Origin of the sequence: Mesorhizobium sp. M0664, assembly GCF_040320565.1 — a bacterium.
Taxonomy (GTDB): Bacteria; Pseudomonadota; Alphaproteobacteria; order Rhizobiales; family Rhizobiaceae; genus Mesorhizobium.
In genome coordinates, this window is the sequence record NZ_JAMYPW010000038.1 from 32715 (window position 1) to 49344 (window position 16630).

Consider the following 16630-nt stretch of genomic DNA (forward strand, 5'->3'; position numbering starts at 1 on the left):
GCTCACGGGCCAACAGCGGAACGGCCGCCTCTGAGCATCATCATACTGTGTGCTGCCAGTCCGCTCTCGTGAAGATCCTATGGGGATGGAAGGCGACCAGCGCTCTGCCAGAGTGAAGCCGCCAAACATCACCTGGAGGTCAGCATGCAAGCCAACACCACGGCCGCTATCCGCGTCGATCTTGCCGCAATATTTGTCTCGTTAGAACTGTCTCGTTCAAAATGGCTCGTGACTTCGCTTTCGCCAGGTGGGGGCGAGAGAATGTCGAGACACCTCGTGTCGGGGGCGACATTCCGGGTTTGCTCGATCACTTCGCAGAGCTGCAACGAAAGGCGGAAGTGCGGACAGGGCAGCGTTTCCGGGTCATATCAATCAAGGAAGCTGGTCTGGATGGATTCTGGATACATCGGGTCCTCGAACGCGAAGGCATCGAGAGTTATGTCGTTGACCCGGCATCCATTGCCACATCGCGTCGCCGCCGGCGGGCCAAGACCGACAGGATTGACGGGGAAGCACTGGTTCGAGCGTTGCTGGCCTACAACCGCGGCGAGCCTAGGGTTTGCGCCATGTTGCGAGTGCCAACGCTGGAGGAGGAAGACCGTCGCCGGTTGGTGCGGGAGCGGAAGGCTCTGACGAACGAGCGATCAGGCACGTCAACAGGATAAAGGGCCTTTTGTTCAGCCAAGGTGTGTCCGGATACGAACCGTTGAAAGGCGATCGACGCAGATGTCTCGACGCGCTCATTACCGCAGATGGGCGTCCACTGCCGCCAGCGCTCATTAGCGCAGATCAGCCGCGAGCTTGATCGCATCGAGTTGCTGATCCAGCAGATCAAGGATGTTGAAGAGGCACGCGACGCCTTGGGGCGCCTGCTCCTGAGTTGGCTTTGGAGTTGGAACAGGAATAGGCGGCTCATCTGTTGGGGAGGTGAGATCGCTTGGCTGCTCTATGGTCGGCAAAGCCACTGGCTCCGGCAAGGTTTTATCCCAGAGACCAAGCTTGATGCCCAGCCCAATCCCGACTGCCGCCACTGCAATGGCCCCGCCTGTCGCCATTCGGCGAATGGCGGTCGCTCGAGCTGTTTTCTCTTGAGCCGCGGCTTGAGCTTGCAGGGTCGGAATTGCCGACCTCTTGACGGCGAGATCGACGGCTTGTTCAAGCAGCGTGGTGTTATGCCTGACGAGCACTTTTGCGGTCCTTCATTGATACCGTCACGAGATCAGCGACCTCAGGCGGCAAATCTTGGTCCAGGGCTTTTCGAAGAACTTCGGGGTCGTCCGTGAAGAGCGGAACATAGAGGATCTCTTTGACCACCTTTTCCACAGGCACCTCAACCCGCTTCTCAACCTCTTTCTCGACCATAACTTCGACTGGTACCTTAATCGTTCGAATTCGGCGCCAACGCCAACTCAGAAGCATTCTGCGGAGCAGCCTGGAAGTCTTGCTCTCTGAATTGTCCTCTTCTCGGGCGGCAATGCGCTGGAGCGCTAGAGCGACCATTGCCGTAATTGGTCCCGCGAGCGCGGCGATGAGCGCGAGCGAGCCGAACCAAATCACAGAGATTATTCCGGCCTGTGCCTCAGTCTCCAGTTCAGGTTTGCTGCCGTACCAGCGGGAGGCAATACGGCGGACCTGATCTGTTCGCGCCATGGGGATCCGCTCCTTCTCCAAACCGCTGAGTTCCTTGGCAATCAGGTCTTGTCTGACCTGGTTTTGGGCCGAGATGTGTGCCTTGTTGGCCTCAGCGGCCTGCGCTTCTGCGAGCCGTTTGCCAGCGTCATCCAATCGGCGCTGCCAAGCCCCGGCATCACTGTCGCGCGTCTGTTCCAACGTCGAGCGTCTATCCATAAGTTTTTGCCTCTGGTCGGCAGTCATAGGAGGGCTGCTTGCCCGCAAACATCGAAACCTGCACGCAGGGCGGCGACCTCTTGGTCGAGCGGCTCTATCTGAGTGTCGAACTTGGCTATAATTTTAGTGCGTGGATTAGCAAGTTTCGCCACTTCTGATTCTAGCCGGCGTGCCGAGTCGCTATCGCCGGAATCGCGCGCCATCTTGATACGTTCAACAAAGCTGTCGCGTTGACGCTCGAACTGATCAACGGCTTCCTTTGCTTCGCCGTCGCGCTGCTGAATCAACGCCAATCGAACCGCGCTTTTTTCCTCCACTTGGTCGCGAACGCGCGACGCTTCTGGAGTAAGGGCGGTCGTTCCCTCCAATTCAGCATTGACCTCGGCAATCTGCGACTGAAAGGTCGCCCGGGATTTTTCCGCAAGAGACGCAAGCTGCTCAATTTCGGAACGCGCCTGTTCGACCTGATCGGATTTTCGGCCAAGTTCGTCGGCCGAGGCCAGCTTCATAGCCTCCTGGGTCCAGCGCGTCGATTTTGTTTACGAGTTCCTCGTAACGCAGTTGGCGCAGAGCACCCGCTCGCTCCATTCCCATAAACACCGTCTCAAAGGTTATGCCTGCCAGAACGAGGAGGAAGACCAAGATCATGGGCTTCCAGAACCAGGACGCACTAAAAAGCAGGGTGGCTATCGGTATTTTGGTGAGCTCAGCAATTGCCACCATGAGAAAGGGCGCACTGGCGAGCGTCAAATCCATGGCAGTTACGGATTCGCTCGCAGAAAACGCCATGGACACCTAGAGCTACGCCTGTCGTAAGGCCAATCGCTGCCGCAGCGATCTTGCTAGCAGAGTGTTTCGCATGGGATCCCATCCTTGTCGCGATCGAGTTTTCCGCCCCATGAGCAGTTTTGCAGGTACCAGTTGGCTTCGTCGCAGGAACCGATCTGCTTGCACGTTCTCCGCGGCTCGCAAGAATAGCCGCTCTGCGCGACCAGCTTACGGCTGATGATGCCCAGCGGGCGACTCGACGGCGCCGCGCCGTCGGCGTGCGCAGCGCGCCATTCCCAGGGTGCCTGAAACGTCCCGGCCCACAGGCCGATCTTTGAGGCTTGGGCTTGCGCCTGCTGCCCCCCATAGGCGCCCTGGCTGTAGTGAGGCCAATCCAGCGCCTGGCCGTGCTTGACCATCCAGGCGGCCACGCCCGCGCCGTCGGCGCGCCGACAATCGCCGACAAAGCGGTGGTAGCGGTCCCACGTCACGAATGTGCATTCGAGCGGCCTCGACGCGGCCAGGAAAGCGTCCAGCGCTTCGGCCGATCGCCGGCCGCAAGGATACTCGGCGCCATTCGCATCGCGGCACAGCTGCCGGCTCTCTGGCGCGTCGATGCCGTTGAAGCGGACGCGCTGGCCGTGGATTTCGATCGTATCGCCGTCAATGACGGAAGCGACACCGGTAAGCGAGGCGGGCGCCGCCCTTCGTGGGCTGGCCTTTGATGCATCGTCGCTACGTTGCGCGCCCGACGGCGCCAGGAAGGCGGCCACCGCCGCTGCCGTAAGACCGAGCATTGCCGGCACGCTCGCAAGTTGGCGCCGCCACAGCTTGGCACCGGTGGGTCTCTGCCACCGATTGGATCGATATTTGCGGTATGGCCTGCTCATCCGCTACGCCGACCAGCCCGGCCATGCGCTGTCGACCATGGGCAGGCCGGCGCAATAGTAATCGTCAAGGAACCGCCCGGTGGACCGGTCGCGGCAGCGCCAGATAACGCTGTAGTTCTGGCCATAGAATTGGTCCCACGCGACGCCATAGGTTTGTGGTGGCGGTGGCCGGTAATATGTTCCGCCTCCATAGCCGTTGTTGGCAGCGACACCCACAGCTGCGCCGCCGACAGCCGCGATTGCTATGCCTGTCGCGACAGCATTGTCGGTTTGCACAAGCCTGGTGCACTTCTCTGCTGTTGCGCCCCTGCGCACTAGAAGGGCCGCTACCCTGCTACGATACTGTTCGTCCGTGCTGCTGGCGAGAACGTGACATAGCGCAACGGTATTCATTGCCGTGAGATCGCTGTCCGACACGACAGCGCTCGTAGAGCAGCTGCTGACGCACAGGGCTGCACTTGCGATGAGTGCTCCAATTTTCATGTGAATCCCCCAAACAAATATTGGGGCGAGTCCGACCTAGAAGTCCAGAGTTTTGTTTTTCACTTTGCTACGATTCACAGCATGCTGCGGCTAGCTGGCATCCACTGCAACCAACCGTTCCGCCGGTCGTTGACTGATGCTGGGTTGATCTCAGCCACTCCAGAACTTGCCCGCTGGCTCAAAACCGGCGGGCTTTTTTTCCGCGACGCCGGAAGGCTCTATCTCGCCGCATGTTGTGGTACATCGGCACGGCGTCATCGGGCCGTGCCGTTGACCAAGGTGGTCCCTCCGCCATGGTCGGCCGGCGCAGCCTTGACCGTCCGCGCGGGCCATCCCAATCAAGCCCGCTGGCTTGGGTCGGCGGCTTTCTATTTGATGCCCGGCGCCGTCGGCTTGGATCTAGATCCTCGCCAGTGCCGGATTTGAAGGTAAGCTGCGGCGGTATGATCGCACTTCGCGCGGACGGACCATTGGTGTGCAGCAAGAGCGCCGAGTTCATTCGGCCAAGATTCTGCACTAGGCCGAGGTAGGTGAAGGCAGATAGCTATCCGGTAATCGACTGGATAAAATTTGGGGGAAACGTCAGGGCGGCCATAACTTTGCAGTCTTCAGACGCGAGGCGGCCTACAACAGCGCTGCCCACCATGCTTGTGGCCCGCGACCCACACGGCTTTTCCCTTCAGATCGTACATTATGCTTCCTTCATGATTACCGATGTCTGCATGACCTTTAGGTCTTCCCGCACCATTTCCGCGGCGAGCTCGCGCACGGATGTCTCATGCACCCAGCCGAGCTTCTCCTTCGCCTTTGTGGCATCGCCCAGGAGAAGATCGACTTCCGTGGGGCGGAAGTAGCGTGGGTCTACCTGGACTAGGCATCTGCCGGTCTCGACATCATAGCCCTTTTCGTCGACTCCCTCACCACGCCATTCGAGCTCGACGCCGACATCTTCGAAAACCCATTCGACGAATTGGCGGACAGGGGTCGTCTTGCCCGTCGCCAGCACGTAATCATCCGGTTGATCCTGCTGCATCATCATCCACATACCACGCACGTACTCACGCGCATGGCCCCAATCGCGTTGAGCATCGAGATTGCCGAGATAAAGCTTGTCCTGCTTGCCGAGGTAGATAGCAGCGGCGGCGCGGGTGATCTTGCGCGTCACAAAAGTTTCGCCGCGCAGTGGGCTTTCATGATTGAAGAGAATGCCGTTGGAAGCATGGATACCATAGGCCTCGCGATAGTTGACCACGATCCAGTAGGCGTAGAGCTTGGCGGCGGCGTAAGGGCTGCGCGGATAAAAGGGCGTTGTTTCGTTCTGCGGTACGGATTGCACGAGGCCGTAGAGCTCTGAAGTCGAGGCCTGATAGAAGCGGGTCTTGTCCTTCAGACCGAGGAGGCGGATCGCCTCAAGAAGTCGCAATGTTCCGATACCGTCGGCGTTTGCTGTGTATTCCGGCGTTTCGAACGACACCTGGACATGGCTCTGAGCGGCCAAGTTGTAAATCTCGTCTGGCTGGGATTCCTGAACTACTCGGATGAGATTAGTCGCATCAGTGAGGTCACCGTAATGCAAAATTAGGCGCGGATCGGGATCGTGCGGGTCTTGGTAGATGTCTTCGATGCGACCCGTGTTGAAGGAAGAGGAACGTCGCTTAATCCCATGAACGACGTAGCCTTTTTCCAGCAGAAGACGCGTGAGATAGGCACCATCCTGTCCCGTTATGCCCGTAACCAGAGCAACTTTCCTGTTCTCGCCCATTTTCTTCCTGCTCTATGGTAGTTGAAGTTTCGAATCTGGCTCGCCACACCGGCGGCCCGCCTCATACCCTATGGTAGGATTTCGACAGATGCGGCGCGGAGCTCGTCATTGACAGTGTCAGCCAGCGAGCACACCTGCTCCGGCTTCGAGGCATAGCAAAACAGAGTCTCGCCGCTAACCTGCCTAAGTCGCACATGCGGCCTGAGTGCCGAACTCAGCTCGCGGGGTGAGCGACATAGATTTCAATCACGTCGCACCCGATTTGCTCATCAATCAGCGAGTTAGGACGCCCTTCTGGGATTCTACATCCGTTCTCAAGCACGCACAGTCGGTTGCATAGCCGCTCCGCTTCTTCCACGAAGTTGGTGGCCAGTAGAATCGTATTGCCCTGCGCCAGCAGGGCACGTAGCCGTTCCCAGATAAAATGGCGAGCATGTGGGTCCAAGCCACACTAGAACTCCACCATCCCTCTTTTGCGCTGACCAAGTAATCTTTGCCTGCTTCAGCGTCTTCTAATGGAAATTGTTTTGATCAGTGAAATCGATTGTTTGGATGAGGTGCATCCATAAAATGGATTGTTTGACAGGCAGCGCGGCACATCGGCGGCACAAAGTCGTGGGCGCGAGGTTTCGCTCCGCGCGAAGACAAAGTTCGTGGCAGTCGGGGGCTTTGGGCGAACCGCACATCTGAGACGGCGGCGAAAAGCCGGGTAGGGCATTACGTATTGACCTCCAAGGAATTTCGGGCGCGCTAGCCCGAAAACGGTAGCTGGGCTTCAACGATGGGCGGGACGAGGCGACCATCAAACTGTGTTTGAACGGCCGCCTTTGCCAGCCCTCGCCATCGCATCCGGCTACAGGTGCCGAAGATCTTCTCGATCCGAGTACAAATTCTAAGGATCGGTTGGTTCCAGGCGTCGAGCTTTCGGCCTCGTCGCGCCCCCACATAGCGGTTGCGACGATGCGCGGCCTTCCACCCTTGGCGCGCACCGCGTCGCCGAGATGATTGCCTCGGTAGGCGCTGTCGGCAAACACTTCGCCGGGATTGTCGGGCAGAGCATCAGGAACGGCGTTGCCGTCCTCGGTGTGGGCGCCGTGACGGCGATCTCCTCGACAAGGGCCGTCTCGGCGTAGGCACCGAAATGGGCTTTGAAGCAATGAAACGCTGGTCGGCGCTTGTACTTGACCCAATGGCCCTCTTCATCATCTTCGCTGGCCGAGGCGATGATCGCCGCATCGACCGGCGTGCCGATCTTCACCTGGATCGCTGAACTGGCGGGTGATCTCGGCGAACAACAGGGTCATGAACCTCAAGGGCCTGTCGAAAACGGACGAGAGCGGGTTCGCACAGGTGTCGGCTCTGACACCGAGAACCCGCAGAACCGTCGGAACGATCCTCCACATGGCTGCAGACGCCAAAATTCCTCTCCCGGCCATCGTCGCACAGCATCGCGTGCCAGTCGCTCAGTCCAGCCGGCTCGAAAGCTATCCGGCAGGAGTTGCGCCATGTTGGCGCACTTGAGAGCGTCAGAGGGCGCCGTGTCGCATCTTTCGGTGGGACCGACGCCATGATGGCCATAAATGACGTGGATGGCCTGCGCCTGACATTCGACGGCTGGCGGGTCCTGCACATCCGTCCTTCAGGAAACGCCCGCAAATGACATGTTACGTTGAGGCAGTTAAGAATTGGACTGAAAAAGGGACTTTGTGGACTGCCTCGACCGGCTGTTTCGCTTAGCTAAGCGCGGCCCCACGTCAGCAGAGGCTCATGGTCAAGGAACGCCTTAGTATCCATCACATGGATGGGCCACATTCACGCAATCAATTTTACACATGTCGCCGGGCGCATTAGAGAACGCTGAATTTAAACCGGAAGCGAGTGTACCCGGCGTCAAGATTTGCGAGCGTCACAGAAGATAAGGATAGGCAGTGCTGAGGGAGCTCTTCTGCCCCACGCGCAGCCTCTACCAAATCGCCCGGCGTAACGGTCGACTAGTATCGATTAAGAGATCCCAAGCCAGATGCAACCTCGTCTCTGAAACGAGATTTCCGAAAATGCAGGTCAGTGGATTGGTAAAGCGCAGGTTCGTCGTCTCTCAGAGGCGTACGGGCTTCGGTGATTGTCTGTGGTCGCTGGCGGCCGCTTGGCGCTACGCTCAGCGGTCGGGACGAACGCTAGCCGTCGACTGGCGCGGGTCCTGCTATCTCGACCAACCCTTCACAAATGCCTTTCCGGTGTTCTTCCAACCGATCAATGACATCGCTGGCGTACCGGCTATTTGCGACGACCGGATCAACGACTTTTCCTTCCCGGGTCCATTCTTCCCGGAGTGGTGGAATAGGCCAGCGATCGACTGCCTTTACCGCCCAGATGAGCAGATTTTCCAAGAGCGCGACGAGTTGGGCGAGCTCTTTCAGGCCGAACACGATGTCGAAGCGAACACAGTAGTGTGTGACGCTTGCTTAATGTGGCGCTGCGATGAGGATGCCGAGCGGCAGGTCTTCCAGAGTGTCAAGCCTCGGTCTGAAATTCAAACACGCATAGATGCCATTTACCAAGAATGTTTTGAGGGGCACAGCATCATCGGGGTTCATGTTCGACATGGTAACGGTGAAGACATCATGGACCATGCGCCCTACTGGGCCGATCCGGAGTTCGCCGTTCAACAAGTGTGCACTGCGGTTGATAAGGCTAAAGCGTTACCGCACCCCAAGCCTGTGCGGCTGTTCTTCTGCACGGACAGCGCGCAAATCCTGGATCACCTGTCGGCCAGGTTTCCCGATCTTCTCACCGTCCCCAAGCATTTCCGATCCGATCAAGACGGCCCCTTGCACACTGCAGCACTTGGGATGGACGGCGCAATTTCCGCCCTCGTTGAGATGTATCTTCTCGGGCGCTGCGATACCGTTATTCGGTTTCCTCCGACGAGCGCCTTTACACGATATGCACGCCTTTTCGTACCGCGGGTAATTGAGTTCGATCTGAAGGACCCAAGTCGTTTGATTTTGATAGAAGGCAGCCAAAGAATCTCTCATCTTGATTAGGGCCCGCTACCGGGGCAATTCGGCAGATGCAACGAACAGGCATAGAGACATCGACCGCAATTCACGAGAGGCGGGCCATGGCATACGCTAAATGTCCCGCAGCTGCTCAGCTTGATCCGCAGGCTCGAGGATCCGGACACACTGCAGCAGTTCTTGGCTCCATTCGGGACTGTTGCCGACGTCGATGAAACCAACGGCCTTAGGGCACGAATACAGAATGACGAGATCATTCATCTGCGGCCGTCCGGCAACGCGCCAGAACTTCGCTGTTACTCGGAGCGCCGCAAGACCATCCTAGAGCGACGGCGGTCGTGACGCTGACGCTAAGGGCGCGGGCAATGACGTCCAGAGACGAAATCGAGGTTGTTTAATGAAAGTGGTTCCCGTCATCATCAGCGGTGGAGCCGGATCGCGGCTATGGCCCGCTTCGAGGCAATCGCACCCCAAACCTTTCCTTAAAGTAGCAGATGGACATTCTCTCATTCAGCACACTGTGCTGCGCGTCGGTTCGATAAAGGGCGTAGTGGAACTCGTCGCCGTGACATCTGGGGAACACCTCTTCCTTACCAAGGACGAGTTCGACGAACTAGATTCCGTGGTCCTGCCACGCACCTTTCTGCTCGAGCCTGAAGGCCGGGATACGGCCGCAGCCGTTGCGGCAGCCGCCATCCATGCCAAGGCAACGCAAGGCCCTGACGCGATTCTATGCGTCTTCCCAGCCGATCACATGGTTGGCAACCTGCCTGCATTTTTAGACGTCATGTGCCGGGCCATCGAACATGCGAAGCTCGGGCGGATCGCCACATTGGGCATCGCCCCAACCAGACCGGACACGGCATTCGGCTATATCGAAGCGGATGGTGAGAAAGTCGTCCGTTTCGTTGAAAAACCGGATCTGGACACAGCCAAAGCCTATGTCGCGTCCAAGCGCTTCTTCTGGAACGCCGGCATTTTCTGCTTTAGCGCACAAACCATGCTCGACGAGATGGCATCGCATTGCCCCGCGGTGATCCAGGCCGTCTCCGACAGCTACGAGAACGGGCGCTTCAGTCAAGGCGAAGGCTTTGCCAAAATCGAACTCGCGCCTGAGCATTTCGGCTCCGCCCCGCGAATCTCGCTCGACCACGCTGTCATGGAGAAGACGAACAAACTTGCCGTGGTTGCCTGCGACATGGATTGGAACGACATCGGATCCTGGAACGCAATGGCCGATTTGATCGCCCCCGACGAAAGCGGGAACAGGATACGCGGCGATGTGCATATGGTCGACACGACCGGCAGCTATGTGAGCTCCGACAAGCGCGTCATCGGCACGGTCGGTGTCAGCGATCTGGTGATCGTCGATTCCCCGGACGCTTTGCTTGTCGCATCCCGCGACCGCGTTCAGGACGTCAAGAAGCTGTTCGAGGGCCTCAAGGCTTCAGGACATGAAGCTCACCTGGTCCATAGCACGGTACACCGGCCGTGGGGTACCTACACGGTTCTTGAGGAAGGCGAGCGCTTCAAGATCAAACGCATCGAGGTGAAGCCCGGTCGGCGGCTGAGCCTGCAGATGCACTATCATCGTTCGGAGCACTGGGTCGTGGTCAGCGGCTCCGCGAAAATCGTCAATGGCGAGCAGGAGTTGTTCCTGGCGACAAACGAATCAGCCTACATCCCCTGCGGCCATAAGCATCGGCTGGAGAACCTAGGCAGAATTGACCTGGTGATCATTGAAGTGCAGAGCGGCGATTATCTCGGCGAGGATGATATCGTTCGCTTCGACGACGTATATGGTCGAACGCAGATTTCACCCGCGCATGACGAGAAAGGTCAACGTGTCGCTGGCTAATTGCCACTAGGAAGGCCGTCTGCCCACTCAGGACCGGATGCTTGTGGAATCGGGAATTGACCAAGGCAGCGGCGAATGACCGCAATCGGCATCAGGGTGGGACAAATCAAACGGAAAAGACCGGAGAGCGTAGCAACGCAACACAGTCCCACTGTCGAATAAGCCTTTGATATTTCTGACTTTCCAAGCACCCCGCGCCCACCAAAATGTTTAATGTCAATGGCTTATGGCCGACTTCGCTCTGAAGTGGGCCAAATCGGCCTCGCTATCCCCGCAGCACTCAGTTGATTATTTTCGCATGAAAACGAGCAAGGACAGGGGGAGGGCGATCTTGTGCTGGCTTGTATGTCCAATCTTGCTCCTGTTCGTCGTCAGGTTGTGTGCAGCCGCATAGCGCGGCTATCGCGAGGCTGGAAGCCTCCGATCGATAGGTGCGGCGAACGGGGGCAACGAGGTGCGAATAGGATGGGTGAGCGTATGATCGAGAATACCGCAGCTGCGGTCTAGCGCGAAATGCGGCGTCTGTGACTCATCGGTCATTGCAGCGCGATGAACCGGAAATCATGACCCTAAGCCGCCCTTCATCAGCCCACCAGCGCCCAGAAGAAGGCGAAGATCCGTCACAATGCCCACCTGTACCAAGGCTTCAAGCAGTTCACCGCGAATGTGAAGACCGCCAGCCATTGCTTCTTCATTTTCGGCCATTCGCTCGCTACGAATGACGACCACATCCTTAACCGCATAGCGCGTGGCAAGTTTCGCAAGCTCTGTGTTGGCATCTATGGTGAACCAGCATCCGCGGATAACCAGCGGATCATGAACCACGCGAACGAGCTAGCGGTGCAGCGCAACGAAAAATCGCCGCTTGATGTCGTCTTTTATGATGCTGCTACAGTTCATGTCTGGTGTTTAGGGTTAGAAGCGGAATGACTGCCAACCAGGTCATCGAGCCGGAAACTGACCGGCCGGTCGGCCCAAAAATGACATTCAGTTGCCTCCAGCCTTTCGACACGAGCCACTTCACGATCTCGCGATTGCCAGCTAGCGGCTTGTTGCTCGAGCTGCGCGATCCTAGTCTGTGGTCGCTATGCCTCAGCAAGAAGAGTCCGGTTTCTAGCCGGGCGGAGGGGCAACGAGATAGCCAGCTCAGGACAAGGAGAGCAAGCCATGGTCGCATTTACCCTCAATGGCGAGGCGCGAACACTCGACGTCGATCCAGAGATGCCGCTGCTCTGGGCGATCCGTGACGGCATCGGACTCACAGGAACGAAATTCGGTTGCGGCCTTGCCCAGTGCGGCGCTTGCACGGTTCACGTTAACGGCATGCCGACGCGCTCGTGCCAGACCGCAGTCGGCGACATCGAAGGAGCCTCGATCACCACCATTGAGGGCGTGTCGGGCAAGATCGGCGAAACGGTCCAGGCCGTGTGGGCCGAGTTCGACGTACCTCAATGCGGCTATTGCCAGTCTGGCCAGATCATGTCGGCCGTGGCCCTCCTGACAGAGACGCCGAAGCCGACGGACGATGATATTGATTCGGCGATGAGCGGCAATCTCTGCCGCTGCGCCACCTATCATCGCATCCGCGCGGCCATCCACGAGACCGCCAACCGGCTGGAGACTTGAGGCATGTTGCAGTTTCTCCCGAAGCATAATGCCGTGGGGCCCACGCGCCGCCAGTTCCTCCTCGGCACGGCCGTCACCACCGCGGGCCTCGCCGTGGGCTACCGGCTAATGATGGCCGCGCCCGCCAACGCACAAACGACGCCTGCAGCGGTCCAGGCGAACCCCTTCCAGACCTATGTCGAGATCACACCGGAGAACCGAATCGTCATCCACTCGTCGCAGTTCGAGATGGGACAAGGCTCCTATTTCGGCATCGCCACCCTGGTTATGGAAGAGCTCGACGGCGCCTGGGCGCAGGTCCACGTGGTCGGCGGATATGGCAATACCGCGCTCTACGGCAATCTCGCCTGGGGCGGGGCCGCGCAGGGAACCGGTGGCTCCACGTCGATGAGCTCGTCGTGGGAGCGCTATCGCAAGGCGGGTGCTGCCGCACGGGCCATGCTGGTGGCGGCCGCGGCGCAGCGGTGGGACGTGCCAGCCGGCGAGATCACAGTCGCTTCCGGGGTCGTGTCGCACGCCTCAGGGATGCAGGCGCGCTTCGGTGACCTGGCTGAAGCCGCAGCGGGAATGCCGGTTCCCGACGACGTGCCGCTAAAGCCGCGCGACAAGTGGGCCCAGATCGGATCGGACAGCCTCAAGCGCTACGATTCCGCCGGCAAGACCAATGGCGCGCAGACCTACACGATCGACCTCAAGATGGATGGACTCAATACGGCCGTTATGATCCATCCGCCGAAGTTCGGCGCTGAGATCGAGAGCTTCGACGCCTCCAAGGCCAAGGCACTCGACGGCATTGTCGATGTCGTCCAGACGCCGCGCGGCATTGCCGTGGTCGGCAGGGACATGTGGACGGCGCTCAAGGGCCGCGATCTCGTGGAGGTGACCTGGAACGAAGAGAAGGCCGAAAGGCGCGGCACGGCCGAGATCATGGCCGAATACACTAAGGCAGCAGACGATCCGGGCGCGGCCACCGCGCGCGACGACGGTAACACTCCCGCAGCGTTGGCCAGTGCTGAGAAAGTCATCCAAGGGCACTACGAATTCCCCTATCTTGTCCATGCTTCGATCGAGCCACTCAACGCGGCCGCCCGAATCAACGAAGACGGCACCATCGACGTCTGGGGCGGACACCAGATGCCCGACCTTTATCAGGCGGCTGCCGCTCAAGTAGGCGGCACCACGCCGGACAAAGTGAGGCTGCACGTGATGAAGACCGGCGGCAGCTTCGGCCGCCGAGCGGTCTCGGACGCAGATCTCATTATCGAAGCTGTTTCCACAGCGCGTGCACTGGGACCCGGCAAGCCAGTGAAGGTGCAGTGGACCCGCGAGAACGACATGCGGGGTGGGCGGTACCGGCCGGCCTATGTGCACGCAGTCGAGGCGGGGCTCGACAAGGAAGGCAATGTCGTCGCTCTCCATGACCACATCGTGGGCCAATCGATCGCGGGCGGTTCGCCCTTTGCGGCGATGATCGAGAACGGCATCGATCCGACCTCCGTAGAGGGCGCCACCAACCTGCCCTATGCGATCCCGAACCTGAAGGTCGAGCTGACCACCACGGACGTGAACATCCCAGTGCTGTGGTGGCGTTCGGTAGGCTCCACCCACACCGCTTACGCAATGGAAACCCTGATCGATGAGCTCGCCGCCGCTGCGAACCGTGATCCGGTCGACTTCCGCATGTCGATGCTCGGTCACCATCCACGGCATGCCGGCGTGCTGAAATTGGCTGCTGAGAAGGCAGGCTGGGACAAGCCTCTGCCGGAAGGCCGTTTCCGCGGCGTGGCCCTGCATGAAAGCCTCTCGACTTATGTCGCCGAGGTGGTCGAGATCACCTTCAACGATGGAAATGATTTCAAAGTCGACCGCGTCGTCTGCGCGGTAGATTGCGGCACCGCGATAAATCCTGACCAGATCCGCGCTCAGATGGAGGGCGGTATCGGCTTCGGGCTAGGCGCGATCCTCCAGGAGGAGCTGACCCTGACGGGCGGTGTCGTAGACCAAGAGAACTACGACACCTATATGCCGCTCAGGATCGAGCAGATGCCGCGCGTCGAGGTGCACATTGTGCCGTCCGACGAGCCGCCCACGGGCGTTGGCGAGCCGGGTGTGCCGCCGATCGGCCCGGCCGTCGCCAACGCGCTACGGGCGGCGACGGGCAAGACGATCCGCAAGCTGCCGATCATAAAGAACTTGTCAGCATAGCCGGGAATGACACCATGAAAACGGCCGCGATGAAGATCGCGGTCGTAGGTCGTTTTTGAACGCCTCCTGACATGCGATCACCTCCATTCGATCAATTTCCGGCGGCTGCCCGGTCCAATATACGGTTTAGAGACGGTAACCCGTGTTCTGAACGACCGCCGACGGTCGTTGGTGCTGGTAGCACTAAAGAACCGCTTTCGAGACGCAAATGCCGCACGCAAATGTCTCGAAAGGGTCACGCTAGAGATTTTGTACCACCTAGTTGCATGTCTGCTATCGCTTCTTGGCGCGACAAGCGGCCGGTCCTCTGACGGCCCCATAACAGGACATTGATGTCTTCGCGCTGAGCGTCAGCAGTTGGCGCTACCGCGACCTTTCTCAGGAAGGCTGCACACCGACGCGATCTTCCTTTCGCCTTGCGCAAACCTCCCTTCGGAGTGAGGCGTTCAGTGCGTCGGCTTGGTGGACTGAGGCACTTCTGAGTGGGACAACAACATTGAAAAACATTGGAAAAGATTTGAATGCTCTGAAGTCCCACTGATCTCTTACCAATTGATTTTTATGGCTTTCTGAATACCCTCCGGGCCCACCATAACCATTGATTTAATTACGAAAAAGTGGCCTCGGCCCAAAACGTTTTGGGCCCGTTATGGGCCCAACAAAAAAGGGCGGCAGATAAGCCGCCCTGCACCGGCCAATTGAAACCATTCACTTGATGACGCGAAGCGGTTTCCGCTGCTTTATGGCGTCGCGTTTCGCCTCCCGCTCGTTGATCGCGCGGGCGATATCGACGGCCATCCGCTTCTTGTTGGCTTCCCGTACGTACGCGTCCGTCACCGTCATCGAGGAATGTCCCATCGCTTCCATAATGGCGCGTGCCTGGATGTTGCATTCGGCGAGATACGTGCCGAAGGTACGCCGGAGCCCGTGCAGGGTGTAGCCCTCCGGAATGCCGGCCTGCTTGTTCCAATGTGCCATCATGCCGGTGAGGCTTTTTTCCGCAAACGGACGCCCATAGCCATTCCTCAATACCGGTCCACCTTTCGAACGGTCTACCGGCTCCAGAGCCTGCGCCAGCTTGTCCACGACGGGGATAAACACTTCCCTGCCGCCGTGGCGGTTTCGGTTCTTTTTCTGCCGGAACTCGAAGGCCTCGATCAAAACCAGCGAGCCATCGAACAGTTCGATTTCCTCGCTGACCAGATCTTCCCATTCCAGTGTGGCGATATCGCCGCGTCTATTCCCGAGCCAGAAGCCGAGGGCATAGCAGGTGCGTGCCGCCGAGCCGACCGCATGGCGCGACTCGAACTTTTCACGAATGGCCATCGGCCACCCGGGATTGGCCGTCGATTTGGGAATGCGAACGCGAATTGACAGCGAAGGATCGTCCTGCGGCTTGATCCATTTCTCAATGTCAATCGCCACCCAAAGGAGCTTTTTGATCGCTACCAGCAGGTGCTTTGCGACTGTCCGTCTGGTGCCAAAGACGCCTTCGATAATCGCACGCAGACGGTCGGCATCGAGATGCTCGATCGGCGTGTCGCGCCAGGTCAGCGGATAGGCGGGGTCGACCTTCATCTCAAGGAAGCGTTCAATAAGCCGAGCATTCTTCTGCTGGGTCGCTTGGTCGAAGTCCAGCCATTCCATCGTCGTTTCAAGTCGGCGGGCAGCATGACCGAAAGTCTTTGGCAACGCCCGTCCAGGCAAGTCGATGATCACGGCCTTCTGACTCTGGCCTTGAGTTGCCCGTCCATAGGCGGCTTCGAACTCTGGATCACCCGGCCGGCCTGGAAGCCGAATTTCGGGCTTTCCCTTGCCGCGGTAACGATAGACGAGCTTACCGCTTTTCAGGCGCGACGAGACTCCGGGATATTTGTCATCCTTGAATGGCCGGCCCATTAAGCCCTCCTTCCAGCCTTCTGCTGTTCCAAGCGCCGGGGCACCTCGATCGTCGCCGGAGACGAAGGGCTTTTGCTCTCCATGGCGACCCGAAGGAGCAACGGGTAAGGGAAGCCCCTGCCTTGCTCAATGCCTTCAAATGTGCGCTTCGGTATCCCAAGCACCTTGGCTGCGGCTTCGGCCGTGAATCCTGCCTTGGCGCGCCAAGTTTTAACTTCATGCGCAAGCTTTTCACGATCGTTCACGTCGCGTGTTCCGTACGAGCCCGCGACTT

Annotated in this window: 16 protein-coding genes and 2 pseudogenes; 8 read left to right on the top strand and 10 right to left on the bottom strand. The window is 58.9% G+C overall.

Going from position 1 to position 16630, the window contains the following annotated elements:
- Window positions 1–144: 144 nt before the first annotated feature.
- Window positions 145–851 (top strand): annotated as a pseudogene (locus NKI39_RS25550) (IS110 family transposase); the annotation flags it as partial.
- Here the strand turns inward: NKI39_RS25550 and NKI39_RS25555 are convergent.
- The 3 genes from NKI39_RS25555 to NKI39_RS25565 are packed head-to-tail and all read right to left on the bottom strand — an operon-like array spanning window position 780 to window position 2357.
- Window positions 780–1187: a hypothetical protein gene (locus NKI39_RS25555; protein WP_352700504.1), complete on the bottom strand. Its 408-nt coding sequence runs from the start codon at window positions 1185–1187 to the stop codon at window positions 780–782. The pseudogene NKI39_RS25550 and the gene NKI39_RS25555 sit on opposite strands and share 72 nt — an antisense overlap.
- Window positions 1171–1875 (bottom strand): hypothetical protein, encoded by a 705-nt coding sequence (locus tag NKI39_RS25560; RefSeq protein WP_352680970.1) that lies wholly within the window; start codon window positions 1873–1875, stop codon window positions 1171–1173. Before NKI39_RS25560 ends, NKI39_RS25555 begins: the two co-directional genes overlap by 17 nt.
- On the bottom strand, window positions 1872–2357 hold the full coding sequence (locus NKI39_RS25565) for a hypothetical protein (RefSeq protein WP_023718705.1): 486 nt from the start codon (window positions 2355–2357) through the stop codon (window positions 1872–1874). The genes NKI39_RS25560 and NKI39_RS25565 overlap by 4 nt, the downstream gene beginning before the upstream one ends.
- A 137-nt stretch (window positions 2358–2494) precedes the next feature.
- Here NKI39_RS25565 and NKI39_RS25570 point away from each other — a divergent pair, with 137 nt between their 5' ends.
- Window positions 2495–2647, top strand: coding sequence for a hypothetical protein (locus NKI39_RS25570; RefSeq protein ID WP_352700475.1), 153 nt, complete (start codon window positions 2495–2497; stop codon window positions 2645–2647).
- A 43-nt stretch (window positions 2648–2690) separates the two neighbouring features.
- Here NKI39_RS25570 and NKI39_RS25575 read toward each other — a convergent pair whose 3' ends face one another.
- The 5 genes and pseudogenes from NKI39_RS25575 to NKI39_RS25595 all read right to left on the bottom strand — a co-directional run bounded on the left by NKI39_RS25575 (window position 2691) and on the right by NKI39_RS25595 (window position 7009).
- A complete protein-coding gene (locus NKI39_RS25575) occupies window positions 2691–3389 on the bottom strand; it encodes a thermonuclease family protein (RefSeq protein ID WP_245278576.1) in 699 nt (232 codons plus the stop codon).
- 120 nt (window positions 3390–3509) lie between these two features.
- Window positions 3510–3782 carry a hypothetical protein gene (locus tag NKI39_RS25580; protein ID WP_023680062.1) on the bottom strand — a complete coding sequence of 91 codons (273 nt, stop codon included), beginning with the start codon at window positions 3780–3782 and terminating at the stop codon, window positions 3510–3512.
- An 898-nt stretch (window positions 3783–4680) separates the two neighbouring features.
- Entirely contained in the window at window positions 4681–5751 is a 1071-nt protein-coding gene (gene gmd, locus NKI39_RS25585) for a GDP-mannose 4,6-dehydratase (RefSeq protein WP_023718702.1), read from the bottom strand.
- Window positions 5752–5882: 131 nt separating this feature from the next.
- Window positions 5883–6199, bottom strand: a pseudogene (locus NKI39_RS25590) (nodulation factor ABC transporter ATP-binding protein NodI); the annotation flags it as partial.
- Between the two features lie 444 nt (window positions 6200–6643).
- Window positions 6644–7009, bottom strand: a complete 366-nt coding sequence (locus NKI39_RS25595; RefSeq protein WP_023718700.1) for a hypothetical protein — start codon at window positions 7007–7009, stop codon at window positions 6644–6646.
- Window positions 7010–7805: 796 nt separating this feature from the next.
- On the opposite strand from NKI39_RS25595, the gene NKI39_RS25600 reads away from it, so the two are divergent.
- From NKI39_RS25600 to NKI39_RS25625, 6 genes are all read left to right on the top strand, one after another.
- Window positions 7806–8795 carry a nodulation protein NodZ gene (locus tag NKI39_RS25600; protein ID WP_352835263.1) on the top strand — a complete coding sequence of 330 codons (990 nt, stop codon included), beginning with the start codon at window positions 7806–7808 and terminating at the stop codon, window positions 8793–8795.
- A gap of 153 nt (window positions 8796–8948) precedes the next feature.
- Window positions 8949–9110, top strand: a complete 162-nt coding sequence (locus NKI39_RS25605; RefSeq protein ID WP_352479197.1) for a hypothetical protein — start codon at window positions 8949–8951, stop codon at window positions 9108–9110.
- A 55-nt stretch (window positions 9111–9165) separates the two neighbouring features.
- Window positions 9166–10626 (top strand): mannose-1-phosphate guanylyltransferase/mannose-6-phosphate isomerase, encoded by a 1461-nt coding sequence (locus NKI39_RS25610; protein WP_352700477.1) that lies wholly within the window; start codon window positions 9166–9168, stop codon window positions 10624–10626.
- 633 nt (window positions 10627–11259) lie between these two features.
- Window positions 11260–11556 carry a DUF4917 family protein gene (locus NKI39_RS25615; RefSeq protein ID WP_352700502.1) on the top strand — a complete coding sequence of 99 codons (297 nt, stop codon included), beginning with the start codon at window positions 11260–11262 and terminating at the stop codon, window positions 11554–11556.
- A gap of 237 nt (window positions 11557–11793) precedes the next feature.
- A complete protein-coding gene (locus NKI39_RS25620; RefSeq protein WP_352467057.1) occupies window positions 11794–12252 on the top strand; it encodes a (2Fe-2S)-binding protein in 459 nt (152 codons plus the stop codon).
- A gap of 3 nt (window positions 12253–12255) precedes the next feature.
- Entirely contained in the window at window positions 12256–14457 is a 2202-nt protein-coding gene (locus NKI39_RS25625) for a xanthine dehydrogenase family protein molybdopterin-binding subunit (protein ID WP_352700478.1), read from the top strand.
- Between the two features lie 708 nt (window positions 14458–15165).
- On the opposite strand, the gene NKI39_RS25630 is transcribed toward NKI39_RS25625, so the two are convergent.
- Together NKI39_RS25630 and NKI39_RS25635 are read right to left on the bottom strand one after the other, a co-directional pair.
- Complete coding sequence (locus tag NKI39_RS25630) at window positions 15166–16356, bottom strand: tyrosine-type recombinase/integrase (protein ID WP_352835266.1); 1191 nt, start codon at window positions 16354–16356, stop codon at window positions 15166–15168.
- Window positions 16356–16601: a helix-turn-helix domain-containing protein gene (locus NKI39_RS25635; protein WP_352820161.1), complete on the bottom strand. Its 246-nt coding sequence runs from the start codon at window positions 16599–16601 to the stop codon at window positions 16356–16358. The genes NKI39_RS25630 and NKI39_RS25635 overlap by 1 nt, the downstream gene beginning before the upstream one ends.
- Window positions 16602–16630 lie beyond the last annotated feature (29 nt).